General features: G+C 41.2%; 28 protein-coding genes. 14 read left to right on the top strand and 14 right to left on the bottom strand.

Features of this window, described 5'->3' with window-relative positions:
- Positions 1 to 92 precede the first annotated feature (92 nt).
- Positions 93 to 1,190 (top strand): aldo/keto reductase, encoded by a 1,098-nt coding sequence (locus BST86_RS12695; RefSeq protein ID WP_105984035.1) that lies wholly within the window; start codon positions 93 to 95, stop codon positions 1,188 to 1,190.
- Positions 1,191 to 1,321: 131 nt separating this feature from the next.
- Here BST86_RS12695 and BST86_RS12690 read toward each other — a convergent pair whose 3' ends face one another.
- The 8 genes from BST86_RS12690 to greA all read right to left on the bottom strand — a co-directional run bounded on the left by BST86_RS12690 (position 1,322) and on the right by greA (position 6,777).
- The gene (locus BST86_RS12690; RefSeq protein WP_105983575.1) at positions 1,322 to 2,323 is read right to left on the bottom strand and encodes an acyl-ACP desaturase; all 1,002 of its coding nucleotides are present in this window, start codon (positions 2,321 to 2,323) and stop codon (positions 1,322 to 1,324) included.
- Positions 2,324 to 2,404: 81 nt separating this feature from the next.
- Positions 2,405 to 2,653, bottom strand: a complete 249-nt coding sequence (locus tag BST86_RS15105; protein WP_262497925.1) for a hypothetical protein — start codon at positions 2,651 to 2,653, stop codon at positions 2,405 to 2,407.
- Positions 2,620 to 3,147: a lysophospholipid acyltransferase family protein gene (locus tag BST86_RS15100; RefSeq protein ID WP_262497924.1), complete on the bottom strand. Its 528-nt coding sequence runs from the start codon at positions 3,145 to 3,147 to the stop codon at positions 2,620 to 2,622. Before BST86_RS15100 ends, BST86_RS15105 begins: the two co-directional genes overlap by 34 nt.
- Positions 3,148 to 3,249: 102 nt before the next feature.
- Entirely contained in the window at positions 3,250 to 4,773 is a 1,524-nt protein-coding gene (locus BST86_RS12680; RefSeq protein ID WP_105983574.1) for a P-loop ATPase, Sll1717 family, read from the bottom strand.
- Between the two features lie 104 nt (positions 4,774 to 4,877).
- The gene (locus tag BST86_RS12675) at positions 4,878 to 5,288 is read right to left on the bottom strand and encodes a BrxA/BrxB family bacilliredoxin (RefSeq protein ID WP_055411592.1); all 411 of its coding nucleotides are present in this window, start codon (positions 5,286 to 5,288) and stop codon (positions 4,878 to 4,880) included.
- A gap of 87 nt (positions 5,289 to 5,375) precedes the next feature.
- Entirely contained in the window at positions 5,376 to 5,894 is a 519-nt protein-coding gene (locus BST86_RS12670; RefSeq protein ID WP_055411591.1) for an ankyrin repeat domain-containing protein, read from the bottom strand.
- 2 nt (positions 5,895 to 5,896) lie between these two features.
- Positions 5,897 to 6,301, bottom strand: a complete 405-nt coding sequence (locus BST86_RS12665) for an HIT family protein (RefSeq protein ID WP_172443377.1) — start codon at positions 6,299 to 6,301, stop codon at positions 5,897 to 5,899.
- Positions 6,301 to 6,777, bottom strand: coding sequence for a transcription elongation factor GreA (gene greA, locus BST86_RS12660; RefSeq protein ID WP_055411589.1), 477 nt, complete (start codon positions 6,775 to 6,777; stop codon positions 6,301 to 6,303). Before greA ends, BST86_RS12665 begins: the two co-directional genes overlap by 1 nt.
- Positions 6,778 to 7,014: 237 nt before the next feature.
- On the opposite strand from greA, the gene BST86_RS12655 reads away from it, so the two are divergent.
- Positions 7,015 to 7,443: a Rieske (2Fe-2S) protein gene (locus BST86_RS12655; RefSeq protein WP_105983572.1), complete on the top strand. Its 429-nt coding sequence runs from the start codon at positions 7,015 to 7,017 to the stop codon at positions 7,441 to 7,443.
- A 149-nt stretch (positions 7,444 to 7,592) separates the two neighbouring features.
- Here BST86_RS12655 and BST86_RS12650 read toward each other — a convergent pair whose 3' ends face one another.
- Complete coding sequence (locus tag BST86_RS12650) at positions 7,593 to 9,782, bottom strand: TonB-dependent receptor (protein ID WP_105983571.1); 2,190 nt, start codon at positions 9,780 to 9,782, stop codon at positions 7,593 to 7,595.
- A gap of 170 nt (positions 9,783 to 9,952) precedes the next feature.
- A complete protein-coding gene (locus BST86_RS14920; RefSeq protein WP_172443351.1) occupies positions 9,953 to 10,201 on the bottom strand; it encodes a hypothetical protein in 249 nt (82 codons plus the stop codon).
- A 10-nt stretch (positions 10,202 to 10,211) separates the two neighbouring features.
- Here BST86_RS14920 and BST86_RS12645 point away from each other — a divergent pair, with 10 nt between their 5' ends.
- The 5 genes from BST86_RS12645 to BST86_RS15095 all read left to right on the top strand — a co-directional run bounded on the left by BST86_RS12645 (position 10,212) and on the right by BST86_RS15095 (position 12,385).
- Positions 10,212 to 10,397, top strand: coding sequence for a PLDc N-terminal domain-containing protein (locus BST86_RS12645; protein WP_172443350.1), 186 nt, complete (start codon positions 10,212 to 10,214; stop codon positions 10,395 to 10,397).
- Between the two features lie 86 nt (positions 10,398 to 10,483).
- Positions 10,484 to 11,359, top strand: a complete 876-nt coding sequence (locus tag BST86_RS12640; protein ID WP_105983569.1) for a pirin family protein — start codon at positions 10,484 to 10,486, stop codon at positions 11,357 to 11,359.
- Between the two features lie 61 nt (positions 11,360 to 11,420).
- Positions 11,421 to 11,630 (top strand): PLDc N-terminal domain-containing protein, encoded by a 210-nt coding sequence (locus BST86_RS12635; protein ID WP_105983568.1) that lies wholly within the window; start codon positions 11,421 to 11,423, stop codon positions 11,628 to 11,630.
- Between the two features lie 39 nt (positions 11,631 to 11,669).
- Complete coding sequence (locus BST86_RS12630) at positions 11,670 to 12,146, top strand: hypothetical protein (RefSeq protein ID WP_242446530.1); 477 nt, start codon at positions 11,670 to 11,672, stop codon at positions 12,144 to 12,146.
- Between the two features lie 107 nt (positions 12,147 to 12,253).
- Entirely contained in the window at positions 12,254 to 12,385 is a 132-nt protein-coding gene (locus BST86_RS15095) for a hypothetical protein (protein WP_262491928.1), read from the top strand.
- An 83-nt stretch (positions 12,386 to 12,468) separates the two neighbouring features.
- Here BST86_RS15095 and BST86_RS12625 read toward each other — a convergent pair whose 3' ends face one another.
- Together BST86_RS12625 and metG are read right to left on the bottom strand one after the other, a co-directional pair.
- Positions 12,469 to 12,912, bottom strand: a complete 444-nt coding sequence (locus tag BST86_RS12625) for a hypothetical protein (protein ID WP_105983566.1) — start codon at positions 12,910 to 12,912, stop codon at positions 12,469 to 12,471.
- 21 nt (positions 12,913 to 12,933) lie between these two features.
- The gene (metG, locus tag BST86_RS12620; RefSeq protein ID WP_105983565.1) at positions 12,934 to 15,021 is read right to left on the bottom strand and encodes a methionine--tRNA ligase; all 2,088 of its coding nucleotides are present in this window, start codon (positions 15,019 to 15,021) and stop codon (positions 12,934 to 12,936) included.
- Positions 15,022 to 15,137: 116 nt separating this feature from the next.
- On the opposite strand from metG, the gene BST86_RS12615 reads away from it, so the two are divergent.
- The 4 genes from BST86_RS12615 (at position 15,138) to BST86_RS12600 (ending at position 17,827) form a co-directional block, all read left to right on the top strand.
- Entirely contained in the window at positions 15,138 to 15,755 is a 618-nt protein-coding gene (locus BST86_RS12615) for a hypothetical protein (protein ID WP_105983564.1), read from the top strand.
- 37 nt (positions 15,756 to 15,792) lie between these two features.
- A complete protein-coding gene (locus BST86_RS12610; protein WP_105983563.1) occupies positions 15,793 to 16,383 on the top strand; it encodes a hypothetical protein in 591 nt (196 codons plus the stop codon).
- A gap of 170 nt (positions 16,384 to 16,553) precedes the next feature.
- Entirely contained in the window at positions 16,554 to 17,456 is a 903-nt protein-coding gene (locus BST86_RS12605; RefSeq protein WP_105983562.1) for a S66 peptidase family protein, read from the top strand.
- Between the two features lie 8 nt (positions 17,457 to 17,464).
- Positions 17,465 to 17,827: a YraN family protein gene (locus tag BST86_RS12600; RefSeq protein ID WP_105983561.1), complete on the top strand. Its 363-nt coding sequence runs from the start codon at positions 17,465 to 17,467 to the stop codon at positions 17,825 to 17,827.
- Between the two features lie 69 nt (positions 17,828 to 17,896).
- Here the strand turns inward: BST86_RS12600 and BST86_RS12595 are convergent, their stop codons facing one another.
- Positions 17,897 to 18,973, bottom strand: coding sequence for an endonuclease/exonuclease/phosphatase family protein (locus BST86_RS12595; protein WP_105984034.1), 1,077 nt, complete (start codon positions 18,971 to 18,973; stop codon positions 17,897 to 17,899).
- A 146-nt stretch (positions 18,974 to 19,119) separates the two neighbouring features.
- Between BST86_RS12595 and BST86_RS12590 the strand changes: the two genes are divergently transcribed.
- Together BST86_RS12590 and BST86_RS12585 are read left to right on the top strand one after the other, a co-directional pair.
- The gene (locus tag BST86_RS12590; RefSeq protein WP_105983560.1) at positions 19,120 to 21,993 is read left to right on the top strand and encodes a carboxypeptidase-like regulatory domain-containing protein; all 2,874 of its coding nucleotides are present in this window, start codon (positions 19,120 to 19,122) and stop codon (positions 21,991 to 21,993) included.
- Between the two features lie 34 nt (positions 21,994 to 22,027).
- On the top strand, positions 22,028 to 23,437 hold the full coding sequence (locus tag BST86_RS12585; protein WP_242446529.1) for a DUF5689 domain-containing protein: 1,410 nt from the start codon (positions 22,028 to 22,030) through the stop codon (positions 23,435 to 23,437).
- Between the two features lie 100 nt (positions 23,438 to 23,537).
- On the opposite strand, the gene BST86_RS12580 is transcribed toward BST86_RS12585, so the two are convergent.
- Positions 23,538 to 24,521, bottom strand: a complete 984-nt coding sequence (locus tag BST86_RS12580; RefSeq protein ID WP_105983558.1) for an endonuclease/exonuclease/phosphatase family protein — start codon at positions 24,519 to 24,521, stop codon at positions 23,538 to 23,540.
- A gap of 146 nt (positions 24,522 to 24,667) precedes the next feature.
- On the opposite strand from BST86_RS12580, the gene BST86_RS12575 reads away from it, so the two are divergent.
- On the top strand, positions 24,668 to 25,438 hold the full coding sequence (locus BST86_RS12575) for an alpha/beta fold hydrolase (RefSeq protein WP_105983557.1): 771 nt from the start codon (positions 24,668 to 24,670) through the stop codon (positions 25,436 to 25,438).
- The last annotated feature ends 70 nt before the right edge of the window (positions 25,439 to 25,508 follow it).

The following is a 25,508-nucleotide window of genomic DNA, read 5'->3' as shown; positions in this document are numbered from 1 at the left end:
CAGTCGTGCGTCGATGGTGGATTTGAAAATTTAAGATGGCTTTTAGTCCGCTTTCGCGAAAGCGAAACTATCTTAAACCAAAAAACAAGATTATGGCTTTGGAACGATACTATACTTTGGGAAATACGGGACTGCGCGTGAGTAGGCTTGCGCTGGGAACCATGACCTTTGGTAAAGAATGGGGTTGGGGAAATGAGAAAGCAGACGCCAAAAAGATTTTTGATTATTACCTGGATCATGGCGGCAATTTTGTGGACACAGCAGATATGTATACGGGCGGCAGCAGCGAGGAATTTTTGGGAGATTTTATGCACGCGCGAAAGAATCGCGAAGAAGTCGTTTTGGCGACAAAATTCACATTCAATACCAGTCCCAACGGACACGTTAATGGTGGCGGCAACTCGCGTAAAAACATACGCCGCACCCTAGAAGAATCTCTAAAACGACTCAAAACCGACTATATCGACCTATACATCATGCACTGTTGGGATCGCATGACGCCTGTAGAAGAAGTGATGCGAACGCTCAATGATTTAGTGAGTGAAGGCAAAGTCTTGCATTATGCGTTTTCCAACGTACCAGCATGGTATGCCAGCAAGGCGCAGATGATCGCACGCTACAATAATTATGAGCCTATAAGTGCATTGCAGCTGGAATATTCCATGATTCAGCGCACGATCGAACATGAATATATCGACTTGTGCCAAGACATGAATGCTGGTATCATGGCGTGGTCGCCTCTAGGTGGTGGATTACTTTCTGGTAAATACAAACCCGGCATTGATGATCAAAGTGATGTAGAAGGCCGTCTTAAACATATTACCGAAAATGGTGGCGAGGTAACTTCCAAGGACAACGAGCGCAACTGGAATATTGTCAAGGCGCTGCACGAGGTAAGCGAAGAAATCAATCAGCCGATGGCGAGCGTGGCATTGAACTGGACGGCCAATCAACCAAGTGTTGCGAGTGTCCTTGTAGGCGCCACTAAAATGAGTCAGATAGAGGCCAACATGAAAGCGCTGGATTTTAATATTCCAACCGAATTAATGAAGAAGCTAAATGATGCGAGCGCTCCAGATATTCCTTATCCGTACACATTTTTCCAGCCCAAAATGCAGGAACGCATCTATCCAGATACTAAGGTGGGCTTGAAACCCGATGGCTATTGGAAGGATTTGAGGATTGGGTAGTGTTGTGGTCACTTCGACTTCGCTCAGTGACCTTAAACTCTTATAAAAGCAAAAGGCTTAAATTAAAAACTCCCATCGAGGCTAGCCTCGATGGGAGTTTTTGAGCTTATCCTTCTTATGAAGAATTGTAATTATGATACCAGCGCCGGCTGTACCCATTTAAATTTATGGGACTCTGCTGGGATTTTCATGCGTTGTGCGATTCGTTCCATACGTGCTGGTAATTTCATCAAGTAATCACGGGCTTTCTCTGCATCTTCAGTAAGGTCAGACATCTTTCCAATTTCCCACTGATCGATAAGATTTTGTAGGATGTCAATATAGTCTTGAGCGGTGTAAACACCTATGCGCTGTGCACTGTTTGAGAAATCTTCAAATGCGGCACCTATGGACTGTCCAGATTCACGCAAAAAGTGTGCTGGCATCACAATCTTATGTACCATCATTTCTTTAAAGGCGATCATCATATTGCTAGGATCAACCTTAAAGATCTCATCCACAAAGGTGGAATAAGCTTTATGGTGACGCATCTCGTCACCAGAAATGATTCTACACATACGTGATAGAGCGGTATTGCCGTACTCACGGGCCATTTTTGCCACGCGGTTGTGTGATATGTAAGTCGCTAGCTCTTGGAAGCTAGTGTATACAAAGTTTTTGTAAGGATCACGATCTGTACCTATGTCAAAGCCGTCTGCGATCAAGTGTTGGGTAGTCACCTCAACCTCGCGCATGTTGACACGACCAGATAAATAAAGGTATTTGTTAAGTACATCACCGTGGCGATTCTCTTCAGAGGTCCACTGGCGCACCCATTTAGACCAGGCATTGCCTTTTCCTTCCATCTGGTTGATGCCTTCTACATCCATTAACCAGGATTCATAGGTAGGAAGTGCTTCTTCTGTAATAGTGTCGCCCACGAGCGTCACCCAGAAATCGTAAGGTAGCTCCTTAGCCAACTCTCTCATTTCCTTAAGCTTGTCTAGAAATCCGTCTGCCTGGGAATCTGGAAGAAAGTCAGTAGGTTGCCAAATTTTCTCTACCGGAATCAGGAACTTGTCCATGAAGGACTCCACCTTGGACTCCAGTGATTGCATTACTTCTATGCGAATATTTTTTAAGGGTTGAACCATTTTAAAAATTTGATTTGTAAAGGTAAGATTTTGAGCTTGGTACGCTTTCGCGAAAGCGAAACATTAACAACTATACTGCACTTAAACGGCAGTACTCGTGATACTGCTATGTACCACAGATTGTGCCGCTTCTATAATTTCATTAGGATCTGCGCCCGCTATAGGCATAGGTTTATGCACCGTAACGCTTATATGGTTGCCTATCCCAAAGGGAAACTTACCATATCTGTCGACTTTCCAGCTATTGTTTACAGTAACGGGCACAACAACGGCATCTGGCACATGACTAAAAATAGTCAATAATCCACCACGCTGGAAAGGTTTAGGCACGCCAGTACGGCTGCGGGTTCCTTCTGGAAAGATGACGACGCTGCGTTTTTTTCATGGACATTTTTTGCAAACGCCGTTAACGCCTTCAAGGCTTGAAGTCGATCCTTGCGGTCAATGGCGCAGTTCTCTCCTATTCTTAAATTTAGGGAAATGCTAGGAATGTTTTTTGCTAATTCCTTCTTTGCCACAAACTTAGGGTAATACTTTCTTAAATAGTAGATCAACGGTGGTATGTCAAACATACTCTGGTGATTGCTGGTAAAAATATATGACGGCCCTACAGGTAATTCCTGCTCATAAGTAATGCTGAAGGTGTTGAATAATGGTAGTTGCGTACCCATCAAACACAGGTTGAGGAGTGCCACGCTTTTTTGATGTAGGTTATGACCACCTATCCAGTGACAAATCAACTGGATGGGATGAAAAATCAGTAGCATCAGGAAAAACAACACCAGATGTATGACTGACAAAGGGTACGAAAGAATTTTCTGCATCAGGCAAAGATAGGATGCTTTGAGATGCGCGATATCGATTGCGTCATGAATCAGTATGCATGCATAGTAAATTGTGGAGACTTATTCTTACTTAAAAAATGATTAAAGACTTGTACCGCAATTCACACAAACATACTCTCGTTTATCAAAAGCACGGTATGAGATTTTTTTGCAGTTTTCCGTCGTGCATTTCTTCACATATTTTGAAATGAAATCATCTAGGGATATAGAATTGCAAGCGTATCTTGCAAAGCGAATATCAATGAATGCATATTCGTTAACTGCTCTTTTATTACGGCGATTTACCAATCCAATTTTTTGTAACCAACCTGCTGTTTGCCAAGGTCTGATAATATTTCTAATAGCTGCGCTATCCGCTGCAACTTTAGAACTTACCAACTCTTCGATAGTAAATGATGCTGAATTAACTTTGCTCAAATGACTCAAATTACCTCTATTGTCAATCAATTCTTGTACTTTTTCCTTTGAAAATAAATCAATTGCAACATTGGTTGACCATGCGAATAGCTTTCGGGATTCCTTGTCTAGTTTGAACTGTTCTGATAATATCCGATTACAAATTCTAATACAATCTCTGGGAGAAAGTTCAGAAAATAAAATAACCCTTCCTAAACTTTTTAGTTCATGAAAAAGAGCTTTAGCGTTACCTACATTGCCATCGCTATAGGCTGAAAGTCTTTCATTTAACATCTCTTGTAAATCAGCAGATTTCCATTCTAGTTTGTACGAAAAAACTCGGTCTGGTCTTGCAAATCTTGCGCAGAAAGGTTCAAGTTTATCCCATAGAAAGAACTTAAAAGCCATACCAGGAGTTTCTAGTAATTCCAAATCTTTGATCAAATCAGCTATCAAGTCATAGCTTGCCTTTGGGTCATTCCCGGTTAAGCTTTGCTCATCAACTTTATCGATTAATACATAAATAGTAGTAAGTCCTAGACGATTTAATAGCTGACGAATATTATCGAAATTGTCCTTGTGGGACATTTTTAATTTTTTATCTAAATCAATTTTAGAAATATCAACCTCTAGGCCTTTTGCCTTAGTGATTTTTTTTATGATCTCCGAAATAGGAGTCTTAAACTTATTCCAGACGTCTACGGCTCTATCCGAGATCGTTTTAAGAGAGTTAATGGCTTGTTTAGGAAATGAAGCAGGTGTTTCGTAAAGGTATATTCTGCACAACTTATAAATATATTGCCTCTCTGAGTTAGAAAATTCAAACATATACCGGAAATCATCCAAAGAATTTAATCTATCAAAAAAAGCAAGTAGCATTAATCTATTAAGATATTCTAGATGATATAGTAAAGTAACATCCGAAGCCGTTTTAAAGGATGTTAAGTCATGATTAGTGTATGTTATAGTTAAAACATTGTCATGTTGCAATGCTCTTTCTTCAATCATTAGTCTTTGTGCAGTCTTACCACCACCTCTAGGTGCGTAAATGATGTTTGAAACGGGACTGTCTATATCTCCCCATACATCTTCAAAATAATCTGGTTGGATAAAATATTTAGATAGATAGTCCTTTTCCTTATCCGCATTAGTATGTTGAAAAGGATTTTCTTGAAACCCTAAACCAGTGATATATTCTTTAAATGTCATTTTATAATTATTGCTGCATGGTAATTTACTCACAAATAAATATAGACTAAAAAAACGCATCCCTTTAAAGGATGCGTTTCTGGAATTTAAAAGAATGGCCTGTTTTAGCAATTCTCGTTGTAGGCTTCTTTAAGGTTTTCTGCAATCATTTCTGCAGGGCGACCTTCAATGTGGTGACGTTCCAACATGTGGACCAACTCACCATCCTTGAACAATGCCATGCTAGGTGAACTAGGTGGAAAAGGCACCATGGCAGCTCTTGCTGCATCGACGGCCTCACGATCCACACCTGCAAATACGGTCACGATATGGTCTGGTTTCTTATCATTTGCAAGAGACATTTTTGCTCCTGGTCGTGCATTTGCTGCGGCACATCCACAAACAGAATTTACAACCACTAGAGTTGTTCCTTCTTTATTGATGGCTTTGTTTACTGCGTCTGCTGTATATAAGTGTTCAAAACCTGCGTTTCCTAAATCGTCACGCATGGGTTGAACTAATTCTGCTGGGTACATAATTTAAATTTTTACAAAGTTATGGATTGATAGAGAGTCTGCGATTACTGTACCATCGTTTATAACTATGACACATTAGCACTTGACTTATTCCTCGTCTTCGTCTTCTTCAAGTAATTCGTCCAGCTCCTTTTTGTAGAGGGTTTCTGCAAGATCTTCTGCAGTGCGCTCATAAAGGTTCTCGATCTCTGGATCTGCTCCATGCTCGATAAGCTGGCGCACGAGTCTAAAGTCACCTTTAGAATTCATTAGAGCTACCCATAATGGACCATTCTCATGCTCGTCCAGTAGATTGGGATCTGCAAAGTTGTTCAAGAGGATCTGTGCGGTGCCGGTTTGCTTTTCCAAACTGCAGTGATGCAAGGCGCTATAGCCTATCTTGTCTTGATGGTTGACATCTGCACCACGCTTGATCAATTCTTCCAACAATTCTTCCTTGCCAAAAAATGAGGCGTGCATCAATGCCGTTCTACCGTCCGAATCCTTGGCATCTACGCCGTGGTCATCCAGTAATTGTTTTAATTCTTCTGTCGCATCGCGGTCCACGAGACTGCGCATACGTCTCAACGCATCGTAGGGGACCAATGGTTGTTTGTCTTCTGCCATTTTTATTTATAACTATTATTAAATCGTTCCTGCACTCGATCTGCAATGTCTTGCATGGTTTCTTTATCGAGTGAAACCTTGTTGGAAAACCTCATGTCTTCCATATCTCTCAACGGTATCAAATGAACATGCACGTGAGGTACTTCCAGTCCTATGACAGACATGCCTATACGCTTGCACGACACTTCTTCTCGCAGACACAACGCCACTTTGCGAGAAAATTGCATGAGTTCATTGTACGTTTTTTCGTCTAGGTCAAATAATTTGTTCACTTCCTTCTTGGGAACACACAAGGTGTGTCCTGGTGCATTAGGATTGATATCGAGAAACGCAAAAAAGTCGTTAGTCTCTGCCACCTTATAGGATGGAATCTCTCCAGAAATGATTTTAGTGAATATGCTCATTATTAGTCTCTGCTTATTTCAAGGATTTCAAGCTTGATGGTTCCCACGGGAACGGTAACCTCTGCCACATCGCCTACTTCCTTACCCAGCAATCCTTGACCTATAGGGGAATCCACACTTATGTGACCCTTGGAAAGGTCTGCCTCACTTTGCGCTACCAGCTTGTAATTCATCACCATATTGTTGTTATGGTTTTTGATTTTTACCGTACTATGAATCAAAGCTTTAGATAAATCTAGTGTATTTTCATCAATAATACGTGCATTTGAAACAATAGCCTCCAATTTTGAGATGCGCATTTCAAGCATTCCTTGAGCTTCCTTGGCCGCGTCGTATTCTGCATTTTCACTTAAATCGCCCTTATCGCGGGCTTCTGCGATGGCTTGTGAGGCTGCTGGTCTATCGACGTCCTTCAATTGTTTAAGTTCGTCTTTAAGCTTTTTAAGTCCTTCTTCAGTGTAGTATGAAACGTTACTCATGATCAAAAAATATTAAGATGTTTGCGGGATGATTAGGCTTTCTTACCATGATGGTGCAAAGCGTGAACATTTTGTTTAGTTCGCTTTCGCGAAAGCGAAACAACCATCCCAACTTCCCTTACAAAGACATAGGTCTCTACAAAACAGAAAATCCCACGATTGCTGCGGGATTTCTATGCAAATATACGAAATATGGAAATGAACGTTATATTTTTAGCATCTTACCGCTGTGCCTTTATGAAAAAGATCCTTTTTGCGCTTGCCCTAATATGTATTCTTGCCTGTCAAAGTGATGACGATGCAAGGCGCAATCCCTTTTTGATCGATCTTTCCTTTCAAACAGCTTTGAACACAGACTTACCGCAATATTCCAGTCTCAATTTTGCAAATAACTATGTTGTGGTGCGTGGTCAAGGCATAAGAGGTATCGTGGTGTACCATCTAGGGAACGACCAGTTTGTGGCCTATGAGTTGAGTGATCCCAACCACTCGCCCAACTCCTGCTCGTCCATGAATATTAATGGAATTATTGCCACTTGCAGCTGTACAGATGACAACAACACGTACAACATTATTGACGGCAGGCATCAAACAGATCCCGAATTATTCCCTATGAAACCTTATCGTGTCTCGCGTGTAGGTAATAACGTTGTGGTGTCCAATTAAAGGAATGCTTGCGGCGAATAGCATTTTGAACACCTTAGTTTTCACAACGGTTTCCTGAAAAATGTATGCATAAAAAAATCCGATCATCAGCGGCGCTGACCATCGGATTTCCATGTTTATAACTTGTGCAGTCTATTTAATACCGCATCTTAAAAGGTAAACGTCACACCTGCTAGAAAATTAATTCCCGCTTGCGGATAATATCCAGCTCCTTCTTGTGTGGCAATAGTTCCTGGGTTTGAAAAATCATCATCAAACGTGAAGTAATAGCCGTTAGAGACATATTGCTCATCAAAAATATTGTTGATCAATCCTGTGAAAACGATGGTGTCAAAAATAGATTTGGGCTGTATGGTATATATTAGATTGATATCGTTCACAAAGTAGTCAGCGAGTTTTGAAGCTCGAGCCTCTGTATTGCTCATGAACTGCTCACCTACATATTTACTCAATAAAGAAACCTGAAAATCCCTCACTGGCTGGAACACGATGGCATTGGCTGCGATAACATTAGGAGAAAAAGCAATGTCAGTACTGCCTAGATTTTGAAGACCGCCATCAAAAGAGCGTATGGTCTCCACATTCTTGTTGCTACTCAAGGTAAGATTGGGCTGCAAGGTGAGTTGTCTGGTGACAGGTATAATTGCTTCCAACTCTACTCCTAATCGATAGCTTTCACCGCTATTGGTTCTCAAAGGTGCTCCTACATCATTGATCTCGCCACTCAAGGTCAACTGCTCTTCATATAGCATCAAGTATCCATTGGCATTAAAGGTGAAGTTCCCTTTGTTGTGACGCCATCCCAACTCAAAATCGTTGAGCTTTTCTGGTTTGATATCTGGATTGCTTTCAAAATCATTCCTGTTAGGTTCTCTATTAGCTCTAGCATAGGACAAGTAAAGATCATTGTCGTCGTTCAGTCTATAAGTAACACCAGCTTTAGGATTGAAAAATGTATAGTTCTCATCCACTTCAAGTTCCACAAGGTCAGACGTGATACCAGATGTCTCATAATTCACATTTCTCACCTGTAGATCTCCATAAAGTTGCACACGATCATTGAGTTTATAGGTCGCTTTCGCGAAAGCGGAAAAATCGTTTTTCTTTCCATTACCGTCGTAATAGCGATCTCTTATCTCGCTTTGGCTCGCAAAACGCGCCCAGATAATCTCACCAAAATGATCTCCATCATAATGACTAAATGAGGTCCCAAAAATCAAATCAATCTCGTTGTTTTTATAATTGGCACTGGCATTAATCACATAGTAGTCATTGTCCAGCCATCTGCGGCGTATAAGATCTGTAGTGTTTACTGGCTGGCCATTTACTGTAAGTGGATCAAGGCCATAGGTGGCAAAATCGTCATCTTCTCGATACTGCTCAAAGAAACCGCGACCATAGGTATAGTTCAAACCTACGTTTGTGGACCAGTTTCTATTGTAACGTTCGTTCCAGTGCAACTGGTAGTGATCCTGACGGTAGTCGTCTACTTCATTGTCATAAAATCTGGTGATCCCATTCTCATCTTCATATTGTCCTGCAGGATTGAACCTGCGATCGTCACGCAACTGGTCCCTATCGATACCAAACCACGATTGATACGTGACATTGTTACCTCCAAAGAGCACTGCCTTGATCAATCGATTATCATCCACATAGGAACCTTGCAGGAAATAAGATTTTAAAGAAGTGCTGGCTCGATCTATATAACCGTCAGATTCTATGTTAGAAAGTCTACCGGCGATTTCAAAATGATCATTCATCAATCCGGTAGAATATTTAACCGTGTGTTTTCTACTATTGAAACTACCAAAGGAGTTAGCAATCTCTCCTGTAGCTTCTTTTGAAAAAGCATCGGTCAATAAGTTGATACTCGCTCCAAAGGCTCCACTACCATTAGTACTGGTACCTACACCACGCTGTACCTGCAGATTTTCTACAGATGATGAAAAATCGCCCAGGTTTACCCAGAAAGTACCTAAAGACTCTGCATCAGAATAAGGAATACCATTGATGGTCACATTAGTAGATTGCGAACTCACACCTCTTATCCTCAATCCTGTGTATCCTATTCCAGCACCAGCGTCACTGGTGGTCACGACAGATGGCAAGAAGTTGAGGAGAATAGGAATGTCCTGTCCCAGATTGCGCTTTGCAATTTCTTCCTTGGAGAGGTTGCTGTGTGTGATGGGCGAGTTGGCATCTACACGCACGGCTTTTACCAGCACCTCATCAAGCTTCTCTGCCTTGGTGGTGTCTTGTGGTTGTTGGTTTTGTGCTGTTACCGTGCTGGATAGTGTTAACGCAACGGCAATTACAGCGACTGAAAAATGTTTCATATGAACTTAAATTAGTTCAAATAAAAGGGGCATTTATTCGGTCTTGGTTAAAATAAAATGTTGAGAGGATTCTCGTTTATTGCCATAAAGTCATTCTCGACTGTCGCTCGAATCGGCCTTATGTCAAATCCCTTGGCAGCATTACCTGCCCAGGTTCCTCGGGTATAATCTCAGCCCTTTTTAAGAAGCACCCCTTGAGATGGTGCAAAAGTAGTATGCAAAATGAAAACTACCGTAAAAAGTGAAGATAATTTGTGTAGGTTTTCGCTTTCGCGCCTGCCTGTCGGCAGACAGGAAAGTGAACTAAAAACAGCATCAAAAATCCTAAAAAACGGTTTAGCAAAAGTTAATTGCTGCTGTAAATTTCTGGCAGAGATTAATTTTATAGAAATTGATTGAGCTATGTATTCTGCGCCCATTTTCTATATCATGCCTTTATTTATAGTGTTGTGGATCTACTGTGTTTATGACATCGTGACTCATAAATATCAGAATGATAGGGACAAACTGATCTACCTATTATTGGTAATCGTGGTGCCCGTGATAGGCATCCCTTTGTATCTCATATTCTGGAGGACTAAAAAAACGGGTAAATTGAACAAGTCGATCTTTTAATTCCCAATTTACTTTAATCCCATATCTTTAATTTGAAGAACAGCTAAAACTCTGCCTCAAGTTTCTATCCATTTAATTTTTTAAAGATGTCCAACACGGGTTTGATTATAGAAGAGCGCAGTCGCGACATAGGCGACTTTTTAGTAGGTAGGTTGATACCATTCCGTAAGAAGCGCATGGTAGGTCCCTTTATTTTTATTGACCACATGGGTCCTGAGGCGCTGGGTCCTGATAAATATATGGATGTGGATCAGCATCCACATATTGGACTATCAACATTGACCTATTTGATGGAAGGCCAGTTGCAACATCAAGACGGTATAGGCACAGATCAAACGATCTTGCCAGGATCAGTCAACTGGATGGTAGGCGGTAAAGGCGTCACGCATACGGAGCGTACACCGCAAACCTTGCGCGACTCCAAAACCGAATTCACGATGCATGGTTATCAGATTTGGGTAGCGTTGCCTAAAGATCTGGAAGATTGCGAACCCGAATTTCATCATATCGAGGCAGATGCCTTGCCTACCTGGCAAGATCAAGGAGCAACTTTTACATTAGTTGCTGGAAAAGGCTATGGCAAAGAATCGCCAGTGCCTGTGCATTCTGAGCTTTTTATGATCGACATCAAAACCACTGCAGATTATCCCTTTCACGCTGCTGGGAATCTGACGGGTGAAATAGGTATCACAGTTGTCACTGGTAGTGTGACTGCTTGCGGTGATGTGATAGAAGAAGGAAATATGCTGGTAAGTAAAACCGAGGACGTTTGCGATCTGGTCATCGCTGCGGGTAGTCACATCTTGATTTTTGGCGGTGAGCCGTTCCCAGAAGAGCGCCATATCTATTGGAATTTTGTGAGTCATTCCAAAGAAAAGATTGAAGCCGCTAAAGCCGCTTGGAAAAACAAAACGTTCCCCATGATGGCGAACGATGATAGTTATGTGGCTTTGCCGGATTGATCTCATCAGGTTACTCGAAATCTTTATCTTTTATTTTATTTTTATTTAAAATTTTTTTCAAATGATTCCTGCCTCTTTTATTATCATCATCGGATTAACTTTTATTGGTTTATGGGTGTACTGCATCGCAGACATTGCTAAAAGCAGGTTTGTGAATGAAAACAATAAATTGATTTATATCCTGGTAGTGGTACTTGCACCAGTAATCGGAATTCTGCTCTATCTAGCCATGTGGCAAAAAGAAAAGGTGACAATACCAAGGGACATTTAAAGCATGTGCTTCATTATGAAGTGCCATTTGATCCTGTTTATGTTGATCTCATTTTTGAGTTTTGCCCAAGAATCTCAGACAGACCATAGTTATTACGACTCTGTTAATCTTCAAGTTGGGTACCAATTCAGTTTCGAAGGACCCAACGAACGGAATTACCATTTACTTGAAATAGGTGTCAATAAATTACATTATGGCGGTCGTCACGGTGGTGGATTTCAATATGGGATAGGTTCAGAAATAGGTTTGAATACAGAAGATTTTCTTCTAGGTCCCAAAATAGGCGGCGTGATTTACTATCAGTTTGTGGTTTTAGGAAGTGAGTTAGTTACCTATACTAATTTCGATTCTTGGACTTTACGATATGTGCCAATTATTGGCTTGGGCGGTAATGGATATTCTCTCACTATAAAACCGCAAGTCATTTTAACAAACAAAAATTTCAATCCTATTAATAAAGTCAGCGTACAACTAAGCGCTAGTATTCCGCTGTGGAAGGAAAAAACAGATCGTTGAGAATTATGAGATGATAAAGTATTGTTAGCAACCACGTGTACTGGCATTCGTTTCTTTAACTTGTAGGAAATTGCTGTAGAGCGATGAACTAATTAAAAAAGAATACTATGAAAACGCCAAACTTTGAAGAAACAAAAGGAAAACACCCAATACCTCACGCTAAAGGAATTGCCAAAGACGATAACCTAGAGCCTAAATCCATCAAGACTGGTGATGATGCAAAAAGTGAGGAAGAGTAGTTAAAACTATTTCTTAACACATAAAAAAGGCGCAGAATTAATTCTGCGCCTTTTTTATTTTTAAAATTTACGTTTGAGGTAAACTATCTTTCCTCTACATATTTAAACTTTTCCCATTTCTCAGGAAGCTCATTGGTGACCTCTAATTTGTTGGAAGTTATATTTGGTTTGATCATAATAACTTTAGTTTGTGAATCCACGGTCACTTGATGCGAACTTCTCATATTCACCATATCTAGGTGCAACACATCAAATTTATAATCACCATCAGCAAGGTTGATAATCACGTATTCACTACCTCGTAACTGCCCTAGAGCTTTATCGTTGATATGAATATTTAGCCTTTCTGTATTATCGGCTTTATGAAATACATTGGATCCATTATAGATCATCACCTTTCCATTTCCAAGTTGATCTAATTCAACATTTTCAATTTTTTGATATTCCATTTGAGATGGAATAGGCTTCAAGGCACAAGAAGTCAACAGAACAAATGAAGCAATTAGTAGTAAGCTTTTAAAATTCATAAATCAAGATTTATTTTAAATCTACGCTATCGTCGCCCCATTCACAATCGCATCATCTGGATTGACAAAAACCAATTTCCCATCTGGATCTTCGGCGAGTAGAATCATTCCTTGAGATTCAACACCCATTAGTTTTCTGGGCGCGAGGTTGGCAAGGACGGTTACTTTTCTGCCCACCAATTCTTCAGCCGTGAAGTGTTTTGCGATACCGCTCACGATGGTTCTTTTGTCGATGCCTGTATCCACTGTCATCACCATTAGTTTGTTGGACTTCGGTAGTTTTTCAGCAGTCAGGATTTCTGCGACACGCAGGTCCATTTTCATGAAATCATCGTAATTGGTTTCTTCTTTTTGTGGCATAAGATTAGGTGTTGTGGATTTGTTGGAGGCTTTAGTAGCTTCTAGTTTGGCAAGTTGTGCTTCTATTTGTTCGTCCTCTATTTTAGAGAAAAGTAATTCGGCTTTATTGATTTTATAGCCGTGATGGAATAGCTCTTGTTTTTGAGCGATGTCGTTCCATTCAATCTTTACTAGATCTGCACGCAATCGTGCAGCTGGATTAGAAGCGATGTTGAGCATGTCCTGTAATTTCTTTGCGGTATGTGGCAAGAATGGTTCTGCAAGAACGGCAAGCGCTGCAGCGATTTGAAGTCCAACAAACATCACGGTTTTTACACGTTCTGGGTCGGTTTTGATGATTTTCCACGGTTCTTCATCGGCTAGGTACTTGTTTCCCAATCTTGCAAGATTCATGAACTCGTTGGCGCTTTCGCGAAAGCGATATCTCTCCAGACTGCTTTCTATACTGGCTGGAAAGGCATTGACAGCGTCTAGTGTCTCTTGATCTACCTGTGTAAACGCACCAGGCTCTGGCACGACTCCATCGTAATATTTGTGTGTCAACACCAGCGCACGATTGATGAAGTTCCCAAGAATGGCGACCAATTCATTGTTGTTGCGCGCCTGGAAATCCTTCCAGGTAAAGTTATTGTCTTTAGTTTCTGGAGCATTAGCAGTCAACACGTAACGCAATACGTCTTGTTGACCCGGGAAATCCTCTAGGTATTCATGCAACCAGACCGCCCAATTACGCGAGGTGGATATTTTATCATCTTCCAGATTCAAAAATTCGTTTGCTGGCACGTTGTCTGGCAAGATGAACTCGCCGTGCGCCTTGAGCATCGCCGGGAAAATGATACAGTGAAAAACAATGTTGTCCTTGCCTATAAAATGAAGGAGTTTGGTATCCTCATTCTTCCAGTAATCTTCCCAATTCTTGCCTTCACGAGCTGCCCATTCCTTAGTAGAGGAGATGTAACCGATAGGCGCATCAAACCAGACGTACAACACTTTGCCGTCTGCACCTTCTACGGGAACAGGAATTCCCCAATCCAGATCTCGAGTTACCGCGCGTGGCTTTAAACCATCTGCGATCCAGCCCTTGACTTGCCCTAATACATTGGTTTTCCAGTCGGCCGCATGGCCATCTACGATCCATTCATTGAGCCACTCGCTGTACTGGTCCAGTGGTAGGAACCAGTGTTTGGTCTCGCGCAATTCTGGGACGTTGCCGGTGATGGCACTTTTAGGCTCGATCAAATCGGTGGCATTGTGGGAAGTCCCGCAACGCTCGCATTGATCACCGTAAGATTCTGGATTGCCGCACTTGGGACAGGTTCCCACGACAAAACGATCGGCTAGAAACTGGTTGGCCTCTGCATCATAAAGCTGCTCCGTAACCTGCTCGATGAACTTGCCATCGTTATATAATTTGGTGAAAAAATCACTGGCCGTATCATGATGGATGGGCGCGCTGGTGCGGCTGTAATTATCAAACGAGATCCCAAATTCTTCAAAGGAATCACCAATAATTTTATGGTAGCGGTCCACAATTTCTTGTGGGGTGACGCCTTCTTTTTTGGCCTTTAAGGTAATGGGCACACCATGCTCGTCACTACCGCAAATAAAGGCAACATCTGCACCTTTTAGTCGCTGGTAGCGCGCATAAATATCTGCCGGGACATAAACGCCTGCTAGGTGACCTATATGGACTGGACCGTTAGTATACGGCAATGCCGCTGTAATCGTATATCGTTGTTGATGGTTCATGAAATGGTTTCAAAGCCACAAATTTACAATAACTGTCGCAGCTTTAATGTTCCATTGGGAGCAGTAAAGCTTGTAATTTGTTAGCTTTCGCGAAAGCGAACTACTCAACGATCCCCATGAAAAATCATATTCTTCTTCTTACCGTTGTGCTGATTGCTATAAGTTGTAAAAACCAAGAGCGACCAGCGCTGGAACCAGCCATACCTATTGCAAAAATCCCTGAAGATGCCGACTACTGGACGCTGGAACACCTTGCGGAATCCCTGAAGGACGGCTCCTACCTTGACATTTATCAAGAGCTGGACATGAATGAGACCAGCATGCAATTTGAAGAAGGAAGCGTGAGACGTAAAGTAATGTTTATGGGTGAAGGAACGTCTAACGAGCTTTTTATATCCTTTGAAAATGAGGCACCTTTTGAGATTTTTGTCTTGAAACGCGGTCCATGGCGCACTAGGGATGGTTTAAAGGTAGGCAGCTCCATTGAACAATTGAACGAGATCAACGGTGTGCCGGTACAATTTGCAGGTTTTGAATGGGATCATAGTGGTTATGTGATTCTAGGTGGTGGCTTCATTGACGCAGATCGTTACTCGATTTCCCTGTCGCCCAGTTATGTCGATATACCAGAAGATGCTGTGAATGAGTTTATAGGAGACCAAATTTATGATTCAAAAGATCCAGATGTTGAAAAACTACAACTTTACGTAGATCGTATAGTCTATAAGTTCTAAAAAGCACGGCTATATTTGCAACTGGTAAAATGATTTCATGAAAAAGATATTGCTCGTATTTATAGCTATTGCTATTATTTCCTGTCAAAACGATAAAGAACCCGCTAACCCATTTGATGCGCAACAGCTGGTAGAAGCAATCTCTACCAATCCTGATTGGGAAGAGGAATACAGCGATGCCAACATAACCAAAGAAACCAAATTTGTAGACGAATACAACGGCATTAGAACGGTTGTGACCCTATATCCCGAAACGCTTGACGAATTGAAGGTCATCTACAATGATTCCCTACCACAAGAACTATACTGGGATAAATCTGGTCAGTGGACTACAGATTATGGTAAAGTAGGTGATCCCATCGAAGTATTGGAAAAAGCCAATGAAGCGCCTATTGCTTTCTATGGCTTAGGATATGATTTGCCAGGTAAAGTAAAAGCGGACAAAGGCATTCTTGCCGATAAGAAGATCACGTACACCGTTAGACCAACATCTGACATGATCCCAGCAGAATATTACAGTTATGATCTTTTTGATCTTTCTTCTGCAGCGTCCAAAGATTTGAAACTCTACATCAATAGGATTCAAATGGAGATTCCTAAGCCTGGAACTTCCACTGCCGTCGAATAACTATATTGTCTTAATTGATTTAGATTGCTGATTGCAAAGTGATTCACAGCCTTTGTGCTTCTCGCACAAAGTGTTTTCATTTATTTTATCGCTGCTATTATTTCCAGTACTTTTAGAGGAAAGCTTGAGGCATAATCCAATCCATGTAGTCTATTGAAGACCGTCCTTTTATGAAAGCATATCAACCATTTCCATCGCTGTGTGAAGGTGACCATATTAGGATCTTATGTACAGCGCGATCTGTTGAAGCGGTAGACTTACAGCCAGCTACAGAATGGTTAAGCTCTTTGGGTTTTCAAGTTAGTTTAGGAAAAACCATTGGTAATAAAGATCACCAATATGGTGGAACCAATGAGAAACGTCTACACGATTTCATGGATGCCCTGAAAGATGAGAACGTCAACGCTATATGGATTGCTCGTGGTGGTTATGGCACGGTTAAAATTGTGGATCAAATTGATTTGAACGTTTTGAACGGCAAGAACAAACTCTTGATAGGCTACTCTGATGTCACTCATCTTCATGGTTTATGGCAGTGCAACGGCCTTCAAAGTATGCATGCTTTTATGCCTAGGGAAATAGGAGAAAAGTCTAAAGCCGTTCGAGAAAGCTTTCAATACGCAGCTACCCAAAGTCCACAAAACTATACAATACCAAATACACAACATCTAAAGCCTGTCACTCTCAAGGCGCCGATTGTAGGCGGAAATCTATCTGTCCTAGTAAGTATGTTAGGTTCTGCTACGTTTCCTGAACTGGATGGACATTTTCTGTTTATAGAAGACCTTGATGAATTGTTGTATCACGTGGACCGTATGGTCACCGTCTTAAGTAGAGCTGGAAAACTAGCCCACTTGAAAGGTCTTATCGTTGGCGGCTTTACCGACATCAAGGATCACGACACACCATTTGGAAAAACGGTGGAAGAGATTATTCAAGAGCACACGGCAGACTATTCGTACCCTGTAATCTACGGGTTTCCAGCTGGCCATGTGGTAGATAATTATAGCTTTGTTCTAGGGAAAGACATTACAGTAGCTATCAAAAAGGAAAACATCACTATCTCGCAATAATCTTTGATATGGCGCAGCACAATGAATTAGGTTCTGTAGGTGAAGATCTTGCGGCTGCACATCTTCTTAAAAAAGGATATCAAATATTGACGCGTAATTACACCTATCAAAAAGGTGAGATCGATATTATCGCCAGGTTGGATGACCTGATCGTGATTGTCGAGGTGAAGACAAGGTCCACACCAGATTTTGGTGATCCACAAGATTTCCTGAAACCACTACAAATCAAAAGGCTGGTAGAGACTGCTCATCATTTCGTAGAAGAATTGGAAGAGCCCGATGTTGAGGTACGCTTTGATATCGTTGCCATCATAAAAAACAAGGCAGGAACGAGGATAGAGCATCTAGAAGATGCCTTTTACCATTTCTAAAAAACAATGCGCTCAAGGAGCGCATTGGTTTTAAGGACTAGGCCTTGAATAAATATCGTATTTCTAGTGCTAGTCGCGATCTACGTTGGTTTGATCGTCATTAGTTATTTCCTTGACGACATACACATATACAGGAAAGTGGTCGCTAAAACCACCTGTAAAAGTGCTCCCTAAAAAGCTTCGGTAAGGATAACCTTTATATTGTCCCGTTTTATTGCTCATAAAACTAGGATTATAAATATGGGATTGCCAGTACTGATAACCGGACTGGTTCGCCTCCATTAGCATAGGATAAGTAAACATAATCTGGTCAAATAGGTTTCCCGCATCTCTGTAGAATAGTGTAGAATAACCATCTCTATGCATTTGTAGATAGGGATTATAGATCATTTGTGGCTTTACCTCTTCTCTATTTTCTTGAGCATTGAGGATATCCTTGACGCTTTCATTTGTTGGGTCGTCGTTAAGGTCACCCATAACAAATATCTTAGACATAGAATCTATACTGTGCAGACTGTCAATAATGGATTTGTTAAGTTCTGCAGCTGCATTTCTTTTACTTCGGCTTTTTTGCTCTCCACCACTGCGTGATGGCCAGTGATTAACGATAAAGGTCATCTTGTCACCATTGAGCTCGCCTGTAACGATAATCGGGTCTCTGGTATAAATACGATCTCCATCTACAGGATCGTAAATCAACAGTTCTTTAAGGGTACTATTCAACACCTTGAATTCGCGCTTTTTGTATAAAAAGCCCGTATCAATACCGCGACGGTCTGGAGAATTGAAATGTTCTATACCGTAATCAAACTCTCGCAGCAATGGATGATTCACCAAGTCTTCAAGAACCTTACGGTTTTCCACCTCGCAAACGCCTAGAATGGTAGGTGCAGATTGAGATTTTTCTGCTCCTATTTTGCGGATGACTCTGGCCATGTTAGACAGCTTCTTTTGATACACTTCTTCACGTATACCTTCGTCCATCTCCATAATAGGGCTAGCCTCATCAAAAATGGTGGTATCATCTTCAGTGTCAAAAAGGTTTTCCAGATTGTAGAAGGCAATGGTTTGAACCTTATACTGCTTGGCTTCAGTGGTTTGTGCGGTTGTCGCTTTCGCGAAAGCGAAATAAGCCAAAGCACTCATTATCAAATATTTGTACATATCTTGAATAGTTCTAAGTTTATGTTTGTGTAAAATCTAAACCAAACGATAGGCCAAAGGTACGTTAGCCAATATAATTATGTAGTTTTGCCCGCTCATACATAACGTTATAATAATATTAACTAAAAATGAATCAATTCTACTCCAGATTTTTACTGGCTGTCATGATGCTCACTTCTACTCTAGGGATGGCACAAGAACTGCTTAAAGGTCGCGTCATTGACGAGACTACCGAAGAACCCATTCCTGGTGCCATCATCACGATAAGAGGTTCAAACCAACAAGCAACTACAGACGCGCAGGGATATTTTGTTTTTGAACAGGACCTTGAAGAAGGTGACCAAATGGTGATCATCGAGTCCAATGAATACCTAACCCGCAACATTCCAGTGGTGATCATTAAAGGTTCCATAGTAAATCTAGATCCTCTTTATTTAAAGGTGGATAACATACAGCAAGAACAGGCTCAAGGAATCGTTTCCCTGACAGAGAATGACCTCGCTGATGACGATAACGCCGCAAACAATGTTTCTGGATTATTACAAGCCACGAGAGATCAATTTTTAAGAGCAGCTGCTTTCGATTTTAGCGCGACATTCTTTAGACCTAGAGGTCTTAATAGTGAAGATGGTAAGATTCTTATCAACGGTCTTGAAATGAACAAGCAATTCTCTGGTAGACCACAGTGGTCCAATTGGGGCGGCATCAACGATCTGCAACGCAACCAGACCTTTACCATGGGACTGGCACCTGCAGACGACACTTTTGGTGGATATGGTGGTGTACAAAGTATTGACATGAGAGCTTCACAACAACGTGCAGGTTCACAGATTTCCTACGCCAGTGCCAATAGAAGTTACCGCGCCCGCTTTATGGGAACCTATAAAAGTGGTTTGCTTAGCAGCGGTTGGGCTTATGCGATTACTGCTTCCAGAAGAAGCGGTGAAGAAGGTTTTGTAGATGGAACTTTATACGATGCAAATTCAGTCAGTCTTAATGTAGAACGTAAGCTGAGCGAGAATCACTTCTTGAATTTTACCGGTATCTATGCCTCTAACAGACGTGGACGTAGAACTGCGATTACAGAAGAGATCAAAGACCTTAAAGGTATAGAGTACAACCCATTCTGGGGACTACAGGACAATGCACAACGCAATTCCAGAATAAGAGAGATTGACGAGCCTATCTTGATGTTGAACCACTACTGGACAATCTCTCCTAAAGTACAGTTACAGACCAATGCTTCTTACCAGTTTGGTAAAATTGGAAACACCAGAATTGATAATGGTGGTACTAGATTGGACAACACTCTAGGCCGCGACGTTTATATAGGTGGCGCACCTAACCCTAATCCAGATTATTATCAAAATCTACCTAGCTATTTCTTGAGAAATGGAAATACTTCTTTTGACCTTGCCTCTGCGTTCAGAGCAGAACAGGAGTTCATCAATGATGGGCAGTTGGATTGGGAAGATTTATATAGGCAAAACTTGACTGTTCGAGAAAATGGAGGAAACTCCATTTATGCAATTCAAGAAGACAGAATCGATGACAATCAATTTCAAGCTAGTACCATCCTTACAGCAGACCTAGCAGACAATATCTTACTTACTGCAGGTGCTAATTACAGAAAGCTTAGAAGTGAAAATTATGCATTGTTACAAGACCTCCTAGGCGGAACTGGTTTTCTAGACGTAGATTTCTTTGCAGAAGAAACCGCTAACATAGATCAGGTACAAAATGATGCTGCTCAATCTGATGTTAGAAACCCTAATAGAATTGTCACCGAAGGTGACCGTTATAAATACAACTATATTATAGATGCTAATGTAGTCAACGCATTTGCACAAGCACAGTTCAAGACCAATAAAATCGATTACTTCGTAGCAGGATCTGTAACTCAGACAGACTACCAACGTGATGGACTTTATGAAAATGGAAACTTTTTAGGAAACGAATCTTTTGGAAAAAGTGAGAAGGTTGACTTTACGAACTTTGGTGTAAAAGGTGGTGCTACCTACAAAATCAATGGTTTGAACCTACTTAACTTCAATGGAGCATATATAACAAGAGCACCTTACATAAGAAACACCTTTGTTAACGCTCGCCAAAACAACCTTATCGTTGACGGTCTAGAGTCAGAGAAGAGTTACAGTTTTGACGGTAGTTATATCTATCGTTCTCCTATTCTAAAATTGAGAGCTACCGGTTACTATACCCAGTTTGAGGATGGAAATGATATCAATTTCTTCTTTACAGAAAATTTTGTTGGTGAACAAGGTGGATTTATTCAAGAGGTAGTGACTGGAATTGATAGAAGAAACTATGGTCTGGAACTAGGTATTGAGTATCAAATCACTCCTACCATCAATTTGAAAGCTGCGGTTGCGGCAGGACAAAATATATACTCTGACGATGCACAAGTATATTACACTACTGATGATCAATTACGAGAAGATTTATTTGGAGGTGGCATCGTTCGAGATGGTAACAGAGTAATCTATGGTGATGGATCTGTAAATCTAAAAAACTACCATGTAGCTGGCGGTCCAGAAACAGCAGCACAAATAGGATTTGAATATCGTGATCCAGAATATTGGAACATTGGAGTTACTGCCAACTATTTTGCTAATGGCTACATAGACCCAAGCATCATAAGAAGATCTGACAGATTCAGACTTGACGAGGACGGGCAAGAGTTCAATGATTTTGATCCTGTGCTTGCCAAAGAACTTTTAAAGCAGGAACAATTTGATGATTATGTCCTAGTGAATGTGATTGGTGGAAAATCTTGGAGAATTGATGACAAGTACGTAGGGTTCTTTGCTACCATCAACAATGTATTTAACATCGAATACAAAACAGGTGGATTTGAGCAGTCTCGTACTACAAACTTTCAATCTGTACGAGACGACAGAAACAACCCAACGGAGGTCTTTGCACCAAGATACTTTTTTGGTAATGGGGCTACCTACTATCTAAACGTTTACCTAAGATTCTAAAAAAGCTTTAATGAAATTTATAAATAACAGAGAAATGAAAAATTTAAACAAACTCTTTGCTTTGCTAGCAGTAGTTGCGATCTCTTTTTCTTGTGTGGAAGATGATGATTTTGCAATACCAGATTTGAATGAGGTTGTGGTAGAAGCTCCTGCCGGCACCGCTAATCTCACCACAATTATTAACCAGTACGAGAACACCTTTGGTGGGCAAGATCCAGAGCCTATCACATTTGATGCAACAGACGGCTTTGTTGAAGGTTATGTCGTTTCTAGCGATGAAGGTGGTAATTACTTCAAAGAATTAGTGATCCAGAATGCTCCTGAAAATCCTACCGTTGGTGTAAACGTTCAGGCAGATCTTAGTCCTTTGTTCACCCGTTTTAACTTTGGTCGTAAAGTGTATATCAAACTAGATGGTTTGACTTTAGGAGAATCAAATGGTGTGTACACACTAGGTATAGGCGAGGATCTTGAAAGAATATTTGCTTCAGAAGTTTTGAATACCATCCTGCGCGATGAAGAAACAGCGGCTATTGTTCCCAAGGAAGTTACTTTGAACGAGGTTAATGAATCACTAGAAAACCAATGGGTAAGAGTTTCTAATGTTCAGTTTTTAGATTCTGAATTAGGAAAGACATTTGCGACAGAAAGAGGTGACACCTTTGACGGTGACCGTCTGATTCAAACCTGCGAAGACTTCTTTGCAACACCTTTAGTTTTTCAAACTTCAACCTTTGCAGATTTTAAATCTATCAGAGTTCCTGAAGGTAGTGGCTCCATCGATGGGCTTATCTTGAGAGATTTTAGAGATGAGTTTTTTGTATTGAAAGCAAATGCTCCATCAAATTTTGATTTTGATCCAACTACTCGTTGTGAGTTTGACGTGGTTGCCTGTGGCACTGCTAATGGACCTGGAGCTAATTCGTTAATTAATGAAAACTTTAATGGTGGTGTGAATAATACTGCCACCATGCCAGCCGGCTGGACCAATTATGTACAAGCTGGTACCGTGGAATGGGAATCTTATTTTGACGGCGATAGAAACAGCCCTGCAACAAGAGCTACTACATTTAGAAGTGGTGATGAGAGCTCTATCGCATGGTTGATCACTCCACAAATAGACTTTGATGCACAAACCGGTGAGGTACTCAACTTCTTTACTTCAAATGATTTTGCAGATGCTTCGACTCTAGAGGTTCTTTTCTCCAATGACTGGGATGGAACACCTGCAGGTGTTGAAACCGCGACATGGAGCGCATTGGCAGACGCCACTGTAGTTCCCAACAGCGAGTTTTTTAGAAACTTTGTTTCTTCAGGAAATATTTCTCTTGACTGTGTTGACGGTACCGGTGCGATTGCATTTAAGTACACGGGCAACGATGTTGATGGCGGTACGGCAAACGGTGGTTATCAATTAGATGATGTTACCATTACCAGCAACTAAGACTTGATGGATTACGCTTTCGCGCCTGCCTGACGGCAGTCAGGAAAGCGTAACAAATACAAAGAACCACTGCTTTGATGGCAGTGGTTTTTTTATGTAATCAATTACGTCTCAACACGGTGTACACAGGAAAGTGATCACTATATCCACCAGCATACCTACCACCAGCAAAAGTGCGTGCTGGCTGCCCGCGGTATTTTCCTTTCCACTGGCGCAACATAATGTCGTCAAAAATATCTGCCTTATGGACAAACAAATCGCCAGGTATATCATTGTGGAGGTTCTCACTTACCATGATCTGGTCAAAAAGATTCCATTTGAACTTATGGTTGAGCGACCCACGATGAAAGTTCTTGAGAGGTGCTGTTATATTGTCAAAACCATGCGGTAAAATACCTTTGGAAATACTGTCGTTTTCAGGATCGTCATTAAAGTCACCCATGATGATGATAAAAGTATTGTCCTTTTCCAGTCGTTGCCTACGGTTTCCTGCATCGTCTATCTGGTCTATGTGTTGCATGAGCTGTTGGGCAGCAAGTGCCCTTTTGTACTCTGTCGTTCCAGAACCATCACGCCTGGACGGCCAGTGATTCACATAGATATGTAGCGTGGTGCCTGCAAGCTTGCCTTTCACATACAGAATATCCCTAGTGGTGTCCCTTATTCCCATATCATCTTCAATCAACAAAGTGATAGGTCGTGATTCCAGGACTTCAAAAACATCGGTCCTATATAGTAGGGCCACATCAATACCGCGTTCATCCGGACTATTGAAATGCACGTAGCTGTATTTATGATTACGTAGCTTGGGTTGTTGGATCAAGTCGTTCAGGACTTTTTTATTCTCTACCTCGGCAACGCCCAGGACCGCTGGAAGGTTACCGGTATAATCAGCACCTATCTGGCTTATGGCATCACTTATTTTTTGGAGCTTCTTGTTGTACCTATTTTCATTCCATTCATTACGACCTAGTGTGGTGAAGTCGTCATCGAGGATATGTTGGTCATTCTGAAAATCAAAGAAGTTTTCTAAGTTGTAAAACCCTACAGTATATTGCTCAAATGCTTGTGATGGAATGCTCAAAAAAACCGATTTATGTTCAAATCTAAGGATTATTAAAATTGCCCACCTTAAAAGATGAACGGCAATAGCGAGAGAAGCCTAAGTCGCTCAAAGCTAAGTTTAGCGTTATATCCCATGTCCATCTCAATCCAGATTATCTTTGCCCTATGACGCATGACAGACTTCTTACACTTCAATGCCTGCCTAAAACAGGTCCTACCATCCTATTCCTTCACGGCTTTTTAGGGAGCAGCGATCAATGGAGCAGGATGGTCGAGCACTACAAAGAGTCGTATCAAATACTACTGTTGGAGTTGCCGGGTCATGGCGACAATTCTTGTGAGAAGAAGTACACGCTAGATGACCTGGCTCAAGAGATCCATCAGGTATTGTTGCAATATGCTGTTGACGAAATTCACTTTGTGGGTCATAGCATGGGCGGCTATGTGGGGTGCGCTTTCGCGAAAGCGTACCCTTCAAAGCTTCTGTCACTCACATTAATCAACAGTTGCGCTACAAATGATTCTACCAGTCGCGTGGAGCAGCGCGACAGATCTTTAACATTGATCCAGAAATATCCACAAGCATTTACTAAAATGGCCATTTCCAATCTTTTCACCACGACCGAAAGGGAAAACTATAAGGCAGAAATAGAATCCATGAAACAACAAGCCGCTCGTATTTCCATGGCCAGCATTAGTAATGCTCTCATTGCCATGAGAGATAGACCATCGTTTTTACCAGTTCTCGAAGACACTTCCATCCCACTTCAGTACATATACGGTTCACGTGATGAGATCATACCACCAGCTACTATTGAAGTGGAAATAGAAAAATTAAAGGCTATTAACTACGAGCTGGAATCAGGACATATGAGTTTAGTCACGCATCCCAATGAAATAATAAAATTGCAGTTAGTCGAAAAAACAGTTCGTTAAACGTAATTTGTGAATAACTTTCTCTAGATTTAACAATCCTTTTAAATCAGAATTACCTCCAACTCCAAAA

It is taken from the genome of Nonlabens agnitus, assembly GCF_002994045.1.
GTDB classification, from domain to species: Bacteria; Bacteroidota; Bacteroidia; order Flavobacteriales; family Flavobacteriaceae; genus Nonlabens; species Nonlabens agnitus.
This window is presented reverse-complemented; position numbering and strand designations above follow the sequence as displayed.

Coding starts and splice junctions, on each gene's coding strand:
- BST86_RS12610 (WP_105983563.1), top strand. CDS start 15,793: ATGAAAAAGATATTGCTCGTATTTATAGCTATTGCTATTATTTCCTGT.
- BST86_RS12635 (WP_105983568.1), top strand. CDS start 11,421: ATGATTCCTGCCTCTTTTATTATCATCATCGGATTAACTTTTATTGGT.
- BST86_RS12630 (WP_242446530.1), top strand. CDS start 11,670: ATGTTGATCTCATTTTTGAGTTTTGCCCAAGAATCTCAGACAGACCAT.
- BST86_RS12615 (WP_105983564.1), top strand. CDS start 15,138: ATGAAAAATCATATTCTTCTTCTTACCGTTGTGCTGATTGCTATAAGT.
- BST86_RS12655 (WP_105983572.1), top strand. CDS start 7,015: ATGAAAAAGATCCTTTTTGCGCTTGCCCTAATATGTATTCTTGCCTGT.
- BST86_RS15095 (WP_262491928.1), top strand. CDS start 12,254: ATGAAAACGCCAAACTTTGAAGAAACAAAAGGAAAACACCCAATACCT.
- BST86_RS12605 (WP_105983562.1), top strand. CDS start 16,554: ATGAAAGCATATCAACCATTTCCATCGCTGTGTGAAGGTGACCATATT.
- BST86_RS12675 (WP_055411592.1), bottom strand. CDS start 5,288: ATGTACCCAGCAGAATTAGTTCAACCCATGCGTGACGATTTAGGAAAC.
- BST86_RS12680 (WP_105983574.1), bottom strand. CDS start 4,773: ATGACATTTAAAGAATATATCACTGGTTTAGGGTTTCAAGAAAATCCT.
- BST86_RS12585 (WP_242446529.1), top strand. CDS start 22,028: ATGAAAAATTTAAACAAACTCTTTGCTTTGCTAGCAGTAGTTGCGATC.
- BST86_RS14920 (WP_172443351.1), bottom strand. CDS start 10,201: ATGGGCGCAGAATACATAGCTCAATCAATTTCTATAAAATTAATCTCT.
- BST86_RS15100 (WP_262497924.1), bottom strand. CDS start 3,147: ATGCAGAAAATTCTTTCGTACCCTTTGTCAGTCATACATCTGGTGTTG.
- BST86_RS12645 (WP_172443350.1), top strand. CDS start 10,212: ATGCCTTTATTTATAGTGTTGTGGATCTACTGTGTTTATGACATCGTG.
- BST86_RS12575 (WP_105983557.1), top strand. CDS start 24,668: ATGACGCATGACAGACTTCTTACACTTCAATGCCTGCCTAAAACAGGT.
- BST86_RS12650 (WP_105983571.1), bottom strand. CDS start 9,782: ATGAAACATTTTTCAGTCGCTGTAATTGCCGTTGCGTTAACACTATCC.
- greA (WP_055411589.1), bottom strand. CDS start 6,777: ATGAGTAACGTTTCATACTACACTGAAGAAGGACTTAAAAAGCTTAAA.
- BST86_RS12670 (WP_055411591.1), bottom strand. CDS start 5,894: ATGGCAGAAGACAAACAACCATTGGTCCCCTACGATGCGTTGAGACGT.
- BST86_RS12640 (WP_105983569.1), top strand. CDS start 10,484: ATGTCCAACACGGGTTTGATTATAGAAGAGCGCAGTCGCGACATAGGC.
- BST86_RS12590 (WP_105983560.1), top strand. CDS start 19,120: ATGAATCAATTCTACTCCAGATTTTTACTGGCTGTCATGATGCTCACT.
- metG (WP_105983565.1), bottom strand. CDS start 15,021: ATGAACCATCAACAACGATATACGATTACAGCGGCATTGCCGTATACT.
- BST86_RS12600 (WP_105983561.1), top strand. CDS start 17,465: ATGGCGCAGCACAATGAATTAGGTTCTGTAGGTGAAGATCTTGCGGCT.
- BST86_RS12690 (WP_105983575.1), bottom strand. CDS start 2,323: ATGGTTCAACCCTTAAAAAATATTCGCATAGAAGTAATGCAATCACTG.
- BST86_RS12625 (WP_105983566.1), bottom strand. CDS start 12,912: ATGAATTTTAAAAGCTTACTACTAATTGCTTCATTTGTTCTGTTGACT.
- BST86_RS12595 (WP_105984034.1), bottom strand. CDS start 18,973: ATGAGTGCTTTGGCTTATTTCGCTTTCGCGAAAGCGACAACCGCACAA.
- BST86_RS12695 (WP_105984035.1), top strand. CDS start 93: ATGGCTTTGGAACGATACTATACTTTGGGAAATACGGGACTGCGCGTG.